Here is a 13,109-nt window from a genome sequence, read left to right on the forward strand (position 1 = left end):
TGAGAATAATATGCAATCAATTCCGATGACGGTTCGTGGTGCAGCATTACTGCGCGAAGAACTTAACGAATTAAAAACAGTTACCCGTCCAAAAATCATTGCTGATATTGCTGACGCACGTGAGCATGGTGATTTGAAAGAAAACGCTGAATACCATGCTGCTCGCGAGCAACAAGGTTTTTGTGAAGGTCGTATTCAAGAAATTGAAGCGAAGCTTTCAAATGTACAAATCATCGATGTAACTAAAATGCCTCAGACAGGTAAAGTTATTTTTGGTACAACGGTGACTATCGTTAATGTTGAAACCGACGCTGAGGTTAAATACCAAATCGTGGGTGATGATGAAGCAGATATCAAAAATAACCTGATCTCTGTAAACTCGCCAATCGCGCGTGGTTTAATTGGTAAAGAGGTTGATGACGCCGTTACCATTAAAACACCTAATGGTGAAGTTGAATACGAAATCATTGAAGTTGAGTATATTTAATAGCTTAACCAAGCATTGATGAAGCCGCGGTTTTATACCGCGGTTTTTTTATGCCTGTTTACAGCCACCCAATTATTCGTTACGTTGGCGTTCTATTAACGATTATATAGAGGTGACAATGGCAAAAATTCACTACCCTAAAGCGCTTTCAAAAGGCGATAAAATAGCCATTTGCGCTTTTTCATCAGGGGTTGATCAAGCATATCACGCACGTTTAGATCTTGTGTTGGCGGGCTTAAAAGCAAAAGGCTTTCAAGTTATAGAAGGGGCATGCTTACGCGAAGCCCATAGTCCTGCAAAACAGCGTGCAGATGAATTAATGCAGTTTTTAACAGATGACTCAATTGCCGCTATCATGCCGCCATGGGGCGGCGATCTCACCATGGAAATTTTATCTTTACTTGATTTTAATGCGATAAGCCAAGCACAACCGAAGTGGTTAGTGGGATTTTCAGATATCAGTACATTTGCATGTGCTTTAACGACACGATGTGGTTGGGCAACACTGCACGCAGCAAATTTAATGCAAATTCACCCAGACGATCCTGATGAATACTTAGCAAACATTTTCAAAGCACTACAATTAGGTGAAAAAGGTCAATTAAATCAAGTGGCCTCACCTTATTACCAGCAGTCTGTTATAGATTATTCGCACCAGCCGCAGGCACAGTTTGATTTAACTGCACCGAGCCAATGGCGTTGTATAAACTACAAAGACACACGTAAAATTGAAGTGTCAGGGCGCTTGATAGGCGGCTGTTTGGATACGTTAGGTTTACTATTACCTTCTAATTACTACGCATTACATGAATTTAAAAAACAGTATGCACCTGAAGGACTTATTTTATATTTAGAAAATGCAGAGCTCAGCCCGATGGCACTTGCACGCTGTTTGTTATCGTTAAAATTGAATGATGTTTTTACCGATGTAAATGCCGTTGTGTTTGGTCGCAGCCCTGCAATAAATAACGACTGCTACTTTGATGAATACCAAGCAATTGAGCTCGCATTTAAAGGCAACTTATTTCCGGTTATTGTCGATGCAGACATTGGACATGTTGCGCCAAATTTAGCGCTTATAAATGGTGGTTTTGCAACGATTACTGCTGACTTAAGTGAAGGTATGGCGCGTAATGTGAAGGTCAATACAACGTTAAATTAAATATTACGCCTACGAGAGTAGGCGTAATAGAGGGCATGTAGCGCTTAAATCACTGAAATAATAGTATCTTTATCTAAACGCGATTTTGGTAATGCAGCATTATAATCTTGCTCAGGTTCGTGATAGCCAATTGCCAAAGCAACTTCACAGACATACCCATCTAGCTCATCAGCGAAAAGCTCACCGAGTAAATCTTTATCAACCCCTTCCATCGGAGTAGAGTCAATGCCTAAACGAGCCACGGCATGCATGGTATTGCCTAACGCAATATACGTTTGTGACTTAGTCCACTGTGCATTATTGCCTTGTTCATCGGTATTTAAATCAACAAAAGCAAAGGCACCAAAAGCGCTTTCTTTGTTTTCTGCTTTTGTACGTCCATTAGCAATGTCTGCCTCTATGACTTTTTCATAATCTTCACGTTTGTAGCGAGGGTTATAAGCAAATAATATAGTGTGTGAGGCGGCCTTCGCATGTAATTGATTAAACTGAAACTTGTTTGCAAAGCTGTCGTGTAAACGCTGTTTTGCTTGGTCTGATTCAATTACTACGAATTTCCATGGTTGCGAGTTAATCGATGAAGGAGTTAAGCGCAGTGCTTCTAAAATAACGGCCAAATCATCTTGGCTAATGCGTTTAGTTGCATCGTAGCGCTTGCTTGTATAACGGCGTTGTAAGTCTGAAATAATAGGGTGTGTCATGTAATTGCTCCCGCATGTATAACAATATGACTGAGTGTACGCCTTGCATACTTAGCGATAAAGCGCATAATTCAATAAACATTATCAAAAAATTTTAGTTAATATGTTGGTTGAAGATCTGAAATTAATCCTCAAGGTCGCTGAATTCCGCAGCATTACTACCGCTGCTGCAAAACTAGATATGCGCTCAGCAACAGCGAGTGCAGCAATAAAGCGTGTTGAGGCAGCTCTCGGTACTGAGTTATTTGTGCGAACAACGCGTCACTTGCGTTTATCAGCAGCTGGTGAGCGCTTTTTGCCTCAATGTCAGCAGGCAATTGCCATGCTTGAGCAAGCAACTCTTGCATTAAAAGGCGAGCATGATGAAATTGAAGGGGAGCTTAGAGTGGCGTTATCATCTGATCTGGGCCGTAATATGATTATTCCTTGGCTTGATGAATTATTAGATGAGTACCCCAAACTCAGCTTGAGACCGCATATCAGTGATAGTAATGTTGACTTTTACCGTGATTCAGTCGATTTTGCACTGCGCTATGGCTCGCCATCAGATTCCAATCTTTATGGTTTCAAAATTTGTAATGTGCCACGTATATTATGTGCAACCCCAGACTATTTAGCCAAGCATGGTATGCCTAAGCACCCGCATGAGTTAAAACAACATCAGGGGCTTTTTTATCAACTGCAAGATATCATTAATAATGTCTGGGATTTTACTGACGGCACAGAACGTTTTAAGGTAAAAATGCAAGGTCGCCGTGCCTCGAATGATGGTGATTTAGTCAGACGATGGTGTGTTGCAGGGAAAGGCCTTGCAGTTAAATCATGCATTGATATCAGTGATGATTTGCTTAATGAACGTGTAATACCTGTTATGCAAGATTATCCGCATTTATGTGCAGAGCTGTGGCTTATCTGTCCAAGTCGGCAATCAATTACACCTGCTGTTCGTTTAGTTCGGGATATATGCCGCGAAAAAACCAAAGCTATACTCAATCAACTGATTAAAAAGGGTATTTTAGATAAGCGGGTACTCGATAACTAATTATTTTAAGTATAGAATAACGAGGCTTATTCATCTTTATGGCTAAGCAACATTCTCAGGGTGGGGTGAAATTCCCCTCAGGCTTTATACTTTAAATTAAAGTGAGCCCGCGAGCGCTTTAGCCATGCTAAAAGTAAAAAGAAGCCACGTGGCGTGGCTTCTTTTGTTATTGCAGTTTTTCAATCGCGTCGTGTGCGCTGTTACTTTCTGGGTCTAGCTTGAGCGCTTTTTTGTAACTTGCTAATGCTTTTTGTTTATCACCGGCTGCTAAATATGCTTCACCTAAACTGTCAAACGTATTTGCGGAATCTGGATAAGATTGATTGTTGAGTTCAAACACCGTGATTGCGGCGTCTAGCTCACCCATCTGCATTAATTCATAGCCAAAGTAGTTTAGCGACCTTTCTCTTGGCGTATTACCATCACTCACCATTTGCTGATAGGTTTTCTTTAGCCCTTCAATACCTTCACGTTTAAATACGTTATAAAGTTTGCTATCTACATGCTCTGTCGCTTTTTCGTAGGGTTTGTCATAGTAGATTGCAAGTAAGCCATTAGTCATGGGGGTGAGTGGCGCACCACCGGTATTATTTAAAATGATAACCAGTAATTTGTCTTCGATTATCCTACTTATAAATGCATTAAAACCATTGATGCCACCGCCATGTTGAATACGTGTCAGGGGTTTTCCATAGGTGCTTTTATCAAGGTTAGTTACTTCCCAACCAAGCGCATAATTTCTTTGCTCAGACACGTGATACATCTGCTTTTTATATTCTTTGTTCAATAACTTATCTGAGTAAAGGGCTTGATCCCATTTTAGTAAATCTCGTGCTGTTGAATACATAGACCCAGCAGCATACGGGATAGACATATCTAAGTAGTCTGTATTGCTGTAGCCAGTTAGGCCATTGTCGTAACCCGATACGCGAAATTTAATTATTTTATTGTGAGAATCATAGCCAGTGTCGTTCATTCCGAGTGGATCTAAAATATTCTTCTGTAATACGTCTTTGTATTTTTGACCCGTTATCTTTTCAATTACTGCACCTAAAATAAAGTAGCCTGAGTTGCTATAACGAAATTCAGTGCCGGGTTCGAACAATAGATCATCACTGCACAATAAGCGGATAAATTCATCAACGCTGTAGTTGTTTTTACTATATTCGTCGCGAAATGTTTTTAATTGAGTGTAATTACTAAGCCCAGAAGTATGGTTGAGTATTTGTCGAAGAGTAATTTTTGCTGCGATATCTTGCCTGTAATCAGGAAGGTACGTTGCCAGAGGTTTATCAAGTTTGAGCTTACCTTGTTGCGCAAGTTGTAAAATGAGCATGGCAGTAAATTGTTTTGTAATCGAACCTATTCTAAATTTACTTTTCTCGCTGTGCTCAATATCCCATTCAAAGTTTGCGTAGCCATAACTTTTTTCAAACAGTACTTTTCCATCTTTAGCGACTAGTACATTGCCATTGAACTGCTTGTAGTCATGAAAACCTTGAATAAAGTGAGCCATCTCAGTTTGCGTATCTTGGCTGCGGGCAAGGCTTGTAAAAATAATTATTGAAATGATAAAGAGCAGTTTTATGTAATTTATAAATGTTTTCATTGCTGTCCTTATGATGAATCTAATCCATTCTAATTCCAAAAGAGGCAGTCTCATTTTAGCCGTGACACTATGTGAGCGATGGATTTTCTATTTAGTGTGATTTTTGTACTAATTCACAATAGCTTAATCATTATCTCATTGGAATATAATAGAAACATTCTATTACAATTCATTTATTAATAGAGTGTCTTACCACCTTGCGGTAAAGCCACGGTTGTCTATGTGTACAAAACCACCATGATGAGACGCAGGTTTATAACGGCCAATACCGCCAGTGTAGCGGCTTTGCTTTTGAAATTTTTCGAACAGTTTATAAAGTACATCGACATCGGCAATGGTGAGCTTGCCATCACCGTTTAAATCGTCCATGCGGCCATCGCCGTTTTCATCGATGTATAAATCAAATGCATCACCATATTGATGACGACTGTGTCGTCCATTACCAATAGAGCGATTGTAATGAGGTGTACGATAGCCACTGATAAAGGCAAATTTAGTTACTTTAATTCCTTCACGTTGCACAAATTTAAGTAAATCTTCGAGCATCATTAACCCGTCGTTATTAACATAAAGGTATTTTGGGAAACCACTCACTTGTTTACAAATCACATTTCTAACTTGCACATGAGGTGTTAATTGGCGTGTTAAATCCTGCTCTGTTATTTCAATAAGCCCTGATGGGGCATTGTACTGTGGGTTGTTTTTGTATGGAGCAGGGTACGTGCCAATTTGGTAATTATTCAGTACTTTGTTTTTGGCGTTAAACGGCTTTTTTACAATAACCATTAAGGTGCGTTCAGCGTGTGAATTTGCCAGTACTAAAGAATAAAACCCTGCTTTTTCAGGAGCATAAACGGCGAGGCTTGCTGGGCCTAACCGTTCTGTTTTTACATCTGACACATCGGTAGCAGAAAAGTCAGCCGTGTTATCAAGGGTGAGCACTTCATTCGCATCCATTACAATACTGTGCAGCGAGTTGTTGAGCTCAAGTGCACTGATAGGCAGCGTTATGCATGCAAACAACGTACTGATAACCACTAGGCTAAATTTCATAGATACCTCTAGATTGAATCATTTGAAAGTGGCTTAGTGAGTTTTTTTAGTAACACAGGATCGCGATTATACACATCAGAGTAAAAATGCAGTCCATCATCTGTATTTGCAGCCACGGTCCAATACATTAAAAAGACATCAAGCGGATTTGACAGGGTTACTTTTTGTGTCTCTTTAGCTGAGATAGCGTCATCAATTTTACTGCGAGACCAACCATCCGAGGTTCCTAATATTTTTTCAGCGAGTGTGAGTGGCTCATCAACCCGCACACAACCATGACTGAATGCACGTTGGTCTTGCTGGAATAAACTTTTTGCAGGAGTGTCGTGCAAATAAATTGAGTATTCATTTGGGAACATGAATTTGATTTGTCCCAGTGAATTATTTTCTGAAGGTTGCTGTACAAACCAATACGGGAAGTTTTTGCGGCTCGCATTAGCCCAGTCAATGCTCTTGCTATCTACGGGGTTACGGCGGCTATCTACTACCACAAAGTCCTTTTCATTCAGATAGTTGGGGTTATCTTTCATTTTCTTAATAATCCCTCCAGAAATACTCCGTGGTACTGTCCAAGTCGGGTTCATTACTATGTAACTCATTTGCCCTTTGAATATGGGGGTTTTTGTGTAGTTTTGGCCTACAACTACATTGGTTTTCCATTGAAGTTTGTTATCTTCGAACAGATAAAGCATATACCCCGCAATATTAACGATTAAAAAACGCTCGGTAATGGTGTTGTCTACCCAGCGAATGCGCTCTAAATTAACTAAGATATCATTAACATATTCACTGTAATCTCTATTGAGCAGCTTTATGGTTTCATTTCCTATTACACCATCGTCAGCAACTTGATGTAAATATTGGAATTTTTTAACAGCCTCAACAAGTTCATTGTCGTAACTGGTTTCATCTGAAATTCCAGAAGAGTAGTAGTTTAAGCGTTGTAGTTTTTGTTTTAATAGTGGCACAGCGGGGTCTGATTGACCGGGTTTTAATACCTTATTTTGTAATGTGATATTTGCAAGCTCACCTTTGGTGTCAAGTTCGCGATAAAAAACCAATGCATCTTTCAAGGTTTTATAGTGGGGCAGAGTGGGTTTTAAATCATTAAGGCCTTTTTCGAGGCTTTTTGATTTTACATGTTTAAGCAGCGCTTTTGCAGCGGCATCTGGGGTGACATCAGACTGCTCGTAATTCCATGTGTCGGATAGTAGTTTAGGGTTCACTTTACCGCGAATCAGGTGTTTTGCGTAAGTCATGATGGCATCGGTCATCAGCACATCGAATTGTGCTTCGACGGCTTGCGTGCCGCGCTTGTCAATTTCTTTTGCCAATGCCATCAGCGTGTCAAAGTGGTAATCGTTAGGGAAAAGTCCTTCAAGCTCAGCTTGTGCAATTAAATTAAGAGCTTGTTTTGTGTACGCAAAATCAGACCAAACACGTTCAAAGTTATTTGCTTTGTAGGTGGCAACAGTCATTTCAGGGGAGTGGATTAGTTCGCTTTCTACAGAATGAGATTCGCCAATTAAAATAGGTTCAAGCTGTTGTTGTAAATATGGGTTTTCAGCCAGCGCAGGAATACAAAAAGATAAACAACTAACCAAGGCAGTGTAGCGAATAAATTTCATAGCTATGTCCTTATAACGTGTTTGTAAGAGTGACACTAATTAGCATTAATACTTAATTATTCAGAGGGGTAAAACCTGATGCTGACAGCGTTAAAAATTTCTGATTTTGAACAACGAAATTTTGCAGTGCTCGCGACGAGGGTTTTCGCCTAAAAATAACTCTTAGAATATGCAAATTAGTATTCTTTGAATTTGTTTCTTTTTTACACACTTAAGCTTAGCAAAGTTATGAAAATTTTAGGAACATATTTGTTTATTTTTTTAACAAAAAACGCTTGGTAAGAAAGCTTACCAAGCGCTTGGTTGGGATAAGGAGAGGGCTTAGTTACTCGATGTCTGTAGTGGAGCATCAGGCGTTGTTTTTTTGCCTCTTAGTTTAGCAATTAAACGCTTGAAGTCTTCTAATGCTACGTACTGACATGGAATTAAAATTAATGTAATCACGGTCGCAAATAACACACCAAACGCCAGCGATACAGCCATTGGGATAACTATTTTGGCTTGTAAACTGGTTTCCATAATTATTGGCAATACACCTATAAATGTAGTGATCGACGTTAATAAAATGGCTCTAAAGCGGCGTGCCCCTGCTTGCATTACTGCCTCTTTAATTGCGACTCCTTCTGCTCGGGCTTTATTAACAAAATCGACCATTACGAGTGAATCATTCACAACTACACCTGCAACCGCAATAATGCCGAACACCGACAGGCTGCTCATGGTCATCCCTAAAATCATGTGACCAAACATGGCACCAATCACACCAAATGGAATAACCGACATGATAATAAATGGCTGAGAATATGAGCGAAGTGGAATCGCTAATAATGCAAAAATAATCATCATCGACAGAGCAAAATCACGTACTTGCTCAGCCACACTGTCCATTTCTTCTTGAATACGTCCTGCTACATTACTTTCTACACCTGGGTAGTTTTTAAGTAGGCTGGGTAAATACTCATCACGAATTTCTTTTGCGATTGCAAATGGTTCTGCTTGCTCGGTATTAACCGCAGCCCACACATTAACAGTACGCTTTGCATTTTCTCGGCGAATACGGTTAACCCCATCTACGATATTTACTTTAGCAACTTCTGCCAGCGGCACTTCAACACCCGTTGGCGTAATGATACGTGCATCGGTAATGTCGCTCACAGCATTGCGTGATTCTCGTGGATAGCGAATCATGACTTTGATCTCTTCACCTTCGCGAAGAATACGTTGTGCCTCTAATCCGTAGTAACTAAAACTCACTTGTGAAGCAACATCAGACAGTGTAAGACCTAAGCTATACGCAAGAGGTTTCAGTTCTAGCTGTACTTCATCGGTCGCCGATTGTAGTGAGTCATTAACGTCACCAACACCTTCCATGCTGTTAAGTTTCTCTTTAAGTTTTGCTGCGACTTCTTTTAGTTTGTTAATGTCTTTGCCTTCTAAGCGAAAACTTACATCGCCATCATCACGGCCGCCATTCATTATGCTGTCTTGAATGTTAAGTGTTTTTACACCAGGCAGTGGCGGCATTTGTTCACGCCATAACGCACTTAACTGAAATGTATCGATAGGGCGTAAGTCAGGCTCAACTAAAATAGCCATAATATTGGCATTGGTGCGACCTCGTAAGCTGACTGATAAGTCACGGATCATCGATTGACCATACTGCTCTTGCAGTTGCTTATCGACATTTAATATGACGTTTTCAATTGTTTTTGCTGTCTCAAGCGTTGCTTGCTCAGATGACGATAAGTTCATTTCGACTGAGATGCGCGGAAAGTCATGCGGAATTTTAGGGTTCGCAACAAACTTCACTAAACCACCTGCAAACATACCACCGCTCACAATAAGGACACAAATAAAGCCAACAATAACGGTATATCGATAGTGAATACAGTGACCAATAAATGGCGTGTAATAATTATCGACAAAGTTTTTCAAACCGTTATCCATACCTAAACGCAAACGATGTAAAGGGTTTTTAGGGTTGGCAGGTTTATTTTTCATTGCCGCTAGGTGAGCTGGTAAAATAAGTTTCGATTCAATCAAAGAGAAAATTAAACATAAAATAATTACCCCACCAATGGCTTTAGAGAACGCAGAACCAGGTCCCGACGCCAGTGTTTGCGGTAAGAATGCAGCAATGGTTGTTAGTACACCAAATGTAGCAGGAATGGCAACGCGTTTTACACCACGCACAACGTTATCAAGGCTATGGCCGTGTTTTTCAATTTCAGCACTGGCCGACTCACCGACCACAATGGCATCATCAACGACGATCCCCAGAACTAATATGAAGGCAAACAAGGATGCAAGGTTAACGGTGATATCTAAAAAGCCCATTGGCATCATTAAAAAAGCACCTAGGAAAGACACAGGCAACCCCATCATGACCCAAAATGCTAATCGCAATGGCAAGAATAGGGCGAGTACCACCATCACCAAAATACCCCCCCAAATCATATTATCGATCATCATATTTAGACGACCTTCAAGGTAGTAAGTTAAATCGACAATAGGCGATAATTTTACACCCTCTGGTAAGAGTGGGGCTTTATCAGCAAGGTACTGTTTAAGAACCGCTGCAACTTTGGTGATATCTTGATCTTTAGAGGCATTAACTTCAAACGTTAATGAGTTTTTGCCATTGTATTTTGAGTATTGCAGACCCTCTTCAAAGCCATCGTTCACGGTGGCTACATCGCCAAGTAGCACTTGTGCGCCATCGGGTAGGTGCAATAACGGGAGGTTTTCAAACTCTTTACCACGGTAAGCTTGGTTTTCAACACGCATTGAAATATAACCATTTTCAGAGCGAATTTGACCCGCCGACATATTTGCCGAAAAGCTACGCACGGCAGTCGCAATATCCCGGAACGTTAAACCATACTCGCGAAGTTTATCAGGGCTTATTTCAATGCCAATTTCATAATTTAGGCCACTGTGAAATTCAACTAAGTTGATTTGCGGTAACGCTTGAAGTTCATCTTTTATGTCGTTACCCAGCTCTTTTAGTTGGTAATTGCTCATATCGCCATAAAGCGCCAAGATCATGACTTCTTGCTCGTACTTATCACGGCGAACAATAGGCCGTTCCATCTCTGCAGGAAAGGTATTAATTGAGTCAACTTGCATCTTGATTTCGTCAAGCACTGCTTGCGGATCGTATTGTTCTTCAATTTCGATCCAGGCTTGTGAAAACCCGCGATTCGAATAGGTAATTAAGCGTTTAATACCTTCGAGTCCTTCAAGTGACTCTTCGACTTTTATGGTGATGCCTTCTTCGACTTCTTGTGGAGCAGCACCCGGATAAACAGCTTGAATGCTGATCCAGTTACTTTCAAACTGTGGGAACATCTGTTTACGAACAGACATAGCTGTTAGTAAACCGCCCACTAAAATAAAGATCATGAGGAGATTTGCTGCAACAGGGTTGCGAGCAAACCACGCGATTAAACCTTTTTCTCTTTGCGTGGTCATGGCTTAGTCCTCTTTTAACGCGAGTTGCGTGGTTGGCGCGCTTAACTCAGCGTTATCTAACTTTACTGCCATCCCCTCAGTGGGGTACTCAAGGGCTGAGGTAATGAGTTTTTCACCATTCGCAAGGCCGTTATCCGCGATCACCATACCATTTTGTTCACGCACGATATGAAGGGTTTTAAATGTCAGTGTTTCGCCTTCTTGTAAAACGGCGATTTTGTTGTCTTTTACTAAGTGGTGTGGCACAACAATGGCATTATCTAAAGCGCGACCTTGAATAGTCGCGTTGATGTATGAGCCAAAACGTAATGGATTTTTTTGCTGGTAGGGCGTAGCAACTTGGGCAACTAAATAATTCATTCGACTGCGTTGGTCTACCACACCTTCAGTGCGAACAATCGTAGCTTGCCATGTGGTTTGTTTACCAGCAAACTCGGCGCTAATAGAAACGTTTGCACCAATACCTTGATTATCCAGATACTGTAAGTCTTTATCGGCAACGGGTAAGCGGATTTCAGCAAGTGAGGTAGAACTTAAACTGCCAAAGCTGTTACCCGGGTTAACAACACTGCCTAAACTAATTAAGCGTTCTTCGATAATGGCATCGTAAGGGGCTTTAATATAAGTACGTTCTAAGTTGCGTTTAGCGCGCTTAACGCTTGCTTGCGCTGCACGGTAATTAGCAAGTTTTTCAGCGAGTTGTGGTTTACGTAGGTAAAGTTCAGAGGGAATAACTTGATGAGAGTCGCCTTTGATACGATCCCACTCAGCTTGCGCAACAGAAACTTGTGCACGTTCAATCTCCAGTGCAGAACTTGCTTGTGCAAGCCCAGCTTCGGCTTCGATAAGTGCTGCTTCGTAATCATTTGGGTCAATTCGTGCTAGAATGTCGCCTTGCTTAACAAATCCGCCTTGTACAAACTGATCAGAAAGCGATACAACTTGGCCGCTAACTTGCGCTACAAGCTCGGTGTGATTCTTTGGCTTAACAATGCCGTACGATTTTACATCGAGAGTAATCGTATCGAAGCTCAATGGTTTAATCGATACAAGCGGACGCGTATCTTGTTCTGGTTTTTCGACAGGGGCTTGCTTCATTGAGGCAAACGCAAAAGCCATTCCTAAGCCGCCGACTAAAACGGCAATAGGGAGAATGATTTGTTTTTTACTAGCCACGGGATATTCCCTCACGGTTGACGGTAATGATTAAATTTAAAATTTGTTAGGCTAAGCATACGCAATAAAGTGTTTACAAGGCGTTTGAAGATGTAACAAACCATTACACATATTACAAAGACGCGATAAAGGTTCTTAAAGAGGTACGTGATGACAGATAAAATGGCATGTAGATTAGGCTGTGGCGCCTGTTGTATTGCACCTAGTATTAGCTCACCCATTCCAGGGATGCCAAACGGCAAAGCGGCCGGAGAGCGCTGTATTCAGCTTGATGAGAATAATTTGTGTAAATTATTTGGTGATGCCTCAAGGCCAAAGGTGTGTAGCGACTTTTCTGCCACGATAGATGTGTGTGGCACGACTAACGAACAAGCATTGTATCTAATTACCGAACTTGAACAGATGACATAAATTTGGCTGTTGTTTCTGAAAAGCTTTAAACAATATTTATCATAAAACATTTAGCAAGCTGGTTCTATTTTAGTTACGATACACTGATTTTGTAATTAAGGAAGAATATGAGACACACATCCAATGAAGCGTGGTTATTTTTGTTGTTAGTTGTATTAGCTATTGTCATGCCATTCATTATCGGTTTAGTGGTGGTAAAAACTTACCGAAGATTTAAACCCATAGAACAGGCTGATACGGATTCTGTATCGATTATGAGTTCGATTGAAAGCAAAGATAGTTTTTTTAAAATATTATTTGTGGGTTTTTTAGTTAGCTCTCCGATATTTTATGGCTTATACCATTCATTTTTAGCTTAAGAATGTA

Annotated in this window: 11 protein-coding genes; 5 read left to right on the forward strand and 6 right to left on the reverse strand. The window is 40.6% G+C overall.

Annotation, left to right across the window (positions count from 1 at the left end):
- Positions 1–10: 10 nt before the first annotated feature.
- Together greA and JIG41_RS18465 are read left to right on the forward strand one after the other, a co-directional pair.
- Positions 11–487 (forward strand): transcription elongation factor GreA, encoded by a 477-nt coding sequence (greA, locus tag JIG41_RS18460; RefSeq protein ID WP_199525222.1) that lies wholly within the window; start codon positions 11–13, stop codon positions 485–487.
- A gap of 118 nt (positions 488–605) precedes the next feature.
- Entirely contained in the window at positions 606–1,649 is a 1,044-nt protein-coding gene (locus JIG41_RS18465) for a S66 peptidase family protein (protein WP_065978695.1), read from the forward strand.
- Positions 1,650–1,693: 44 nt separating this feature from the next.
- Here the strand turns inward: JIG41_RS18465 and JIG41_RS18470 are convergent, their stop codons facing one another.
- The gene (locus JIG41_RS18470) at positions 1,694–2,350 is read right to left on the reverse strand and encodes a nitroreductase family protein (RefSeq protein WP_074989299.1); all 657 of its coding nucleotides are present in this window, start codon (positions 2,348–2,350) and stop codon (positions 1,694–1,696) included.
- A 103-nt stretch (positions 2,351–2,453) separates the two neighbouring features.
- Here JIG41_RS18470 and JIG41_RS18475 point away from each other — a divergent pair, with 103 nt between their 5' ends.
- Entirely contained in the window at positions 2,454–3,392 is a 939-nt protein-coding gene (locus JIG41_RS18475; RefSeq protein ID WP_065978693.1) for a LysR family transcriptional regulator, read from the forward strand.
- A 166-nt stretch (positions 3,393–3,558) separates the two neighbouring features.
- Here the strand turns inward: JIG41_RS18475 and JIG41_RS18480 are convergent, their stop codons facing one another.
- The 5 genes from JIG41_RS18480 to JIG41_RS18500 form a co-directional block, all read right to left on the reverse strand.
- Positions 3,559–5,001: a serine hydrolase domain-containing protein gene (locus tag JIG41_RS18480; RefSeq protein ID WP_199525223.1), complete on the reverse strand. Its 1,443-nt coding sequence runs from the start codon at positions 4,999–5,001 to the stop codon at positions 3,559–3,561.
- Positions 5,002–5,190: 189 nt separating this feature from the next.
- Complete coding sequence (locus JIG41_RS18485) at positions 5,191–6,054, reverse strand: D-Ala-D-Ala carboxypeptidase family metallohydrolase (protein ID WP_199525224.1); 864 nt, start codon at positions 6,052–6,054, stop codon at positions 5,191–5,193.
- A gap of 8 nt (positions 6,055–6,062) precedes the next feature.
- Positions 6,063–7,682 carry a murein L,D-transpeptidase gene (locus tag JIG41_RS18490; protein WP_199525225.1) on the reverse strand — a complete coding sequence of 540 codons (1,620 nt, stop codon included), beginning with the start codon at positions 7,680–7,682 and terminating at the stop codon, positions 6,063–6,065.
- Positions 7,683–8,003: 321 nt separating this feature from the next.
- The gene (locus JIG41_RS18495; RefSeq protein WP_074989306.1) at positions 8,004–11,156 is read right to left on the reverse strand and encodes an efflux RND transporter permease subunit; all 3,153 of its coding nucleotides are present in this window, start codon (positions 11,154–11,156) and stop codon (positions 8,004–8,006) included.
- 3 nt (positions 11,157–11,159) lie between these two features.
- On the reverse strand, positions 11,160–12,332 hold the full coding sequence (locus JIG41_RS18500) for an efflux RND transporter periplasmic adaptor subunit (RefSeq protein ID WP_036967700.1): 1,173 nt from the start codon (positions 12,330–12,332) through the stop codon (positions 11,160–11,162).
- Between the two features lie 162 nt (positions 12,333–12,494).
- Between JIG41_RS18500 and JIG41_RS18505 the strand changes: the two genes are divergently transcribed.
- A complete protein-coding gene (locus JIG41_RS18505; protein ID WP_180311637.1) occupies positions 12,495–12,743 on the forward strand; it encodes a YkgJ family cysteine cluster protein in 249 nt (82 codons plus the stop codon).
- Positions 12,744–12,850: 107 nt separating this feature from the next.
- Positions 12,851–13,102 carry a hypothetical protein gene (locus tag JIG41_RS18510; protein ID WP_065978689.1) on the forward strand — a complete coding sequence of 84 codons (252 nt, stop codon included), beginning with the start codon at positions 12,851–12,853 and terminating at the stop codon, positions 13,100–13,102.
- The last annotated feature ends 7 nt before the right edge of the window (positions 13,103–13,109 follow it).

The sequence above is a fragment of the Pseudoalteromonas sp. bablab_jr011 genome (assembly GCF_016464045.1).
GTDB classification, from domain to species: Bacteria; Pseudomonadota; Gammaproteobacteria; order Enterobacterales; family Alteromonadaceae; genus Pseudoalteromonas; species Pseudoalteromonas lipolytica.

Excerpts from the sequence above, each read along its gene's own strand:
- JIG41_RS18480 (WP_199525223.1), bottom strand. The coding sequence starts at position 5,001 with ATGAAAACATTTATAAATTACATAAAACTGCTCTTTATCATTTCAATA.
- JIG41_RS18485 (WP_199525224.1), bottom strand. The coding sequence starts at position 6,054 with ATGAAATTTAGCCTAGTGGTTATCAGTACGTTGTTTGCATGCATAACG.
- JIG41_RS18465 (WP_065978695.1), top strand. The coding sequence starts at position 606 with ATGGCAAAAATTCACTACCCTAAAGCGCTTTCAAAAGGCGATAAAATA.
- greA (WP_199525222.1), top strand. The coding sequence starts at position 11 with ATGCAATCAATTCCGATGACGGTTCGTGGTGCAGCATTACTGCGCGAA.
- JIG41_RS18495 (WP_074989306.1), bottom strand. The coding sequence starts at position 11,156 with ATGACCACGCAAAGAGAAAAAGGTTTAATCGCGTGGTTTGCTCGCAAC.
- JIG41_RS18510 (WP_065978689.1), top strand. The coding sequence starts at position 12,851 with ATGAGACACACATCCAATGAAGCGTGGTTATTTTTGTTGTTAGTTGTA.
- JIG41_RS18490 (WP_199525225.1), bottom strand. The coding sequence starts at position 7,682 with ATGAAATTTATTCGCTACACTGCCTTGGTTAGTTGTTTATCTTTTTGT.
- JIG41_RS18470 (WP_074989299.1), bottom strand. The coding sequence starts at position 2,350 with ATGACACACCCTATTATTTCAGACTTACAACGCCGTTATACAAGCAAG.
- JIG41_RS18505 (WP_180311637.1), top strand. The coding sequence starts at position 12,495 with ATGGCATGTAGATTAGGCTGTGGCGCCTGTTGTATTGCACCTAGTATT.
- JIG41_RS18475 (WP_065978693.1), top strand. The coding sequence starts at position 2,454 with ATGTTGGTTGAAGATCTGAAATTAATCCTCAAGGTCGCTGAATTCCGC.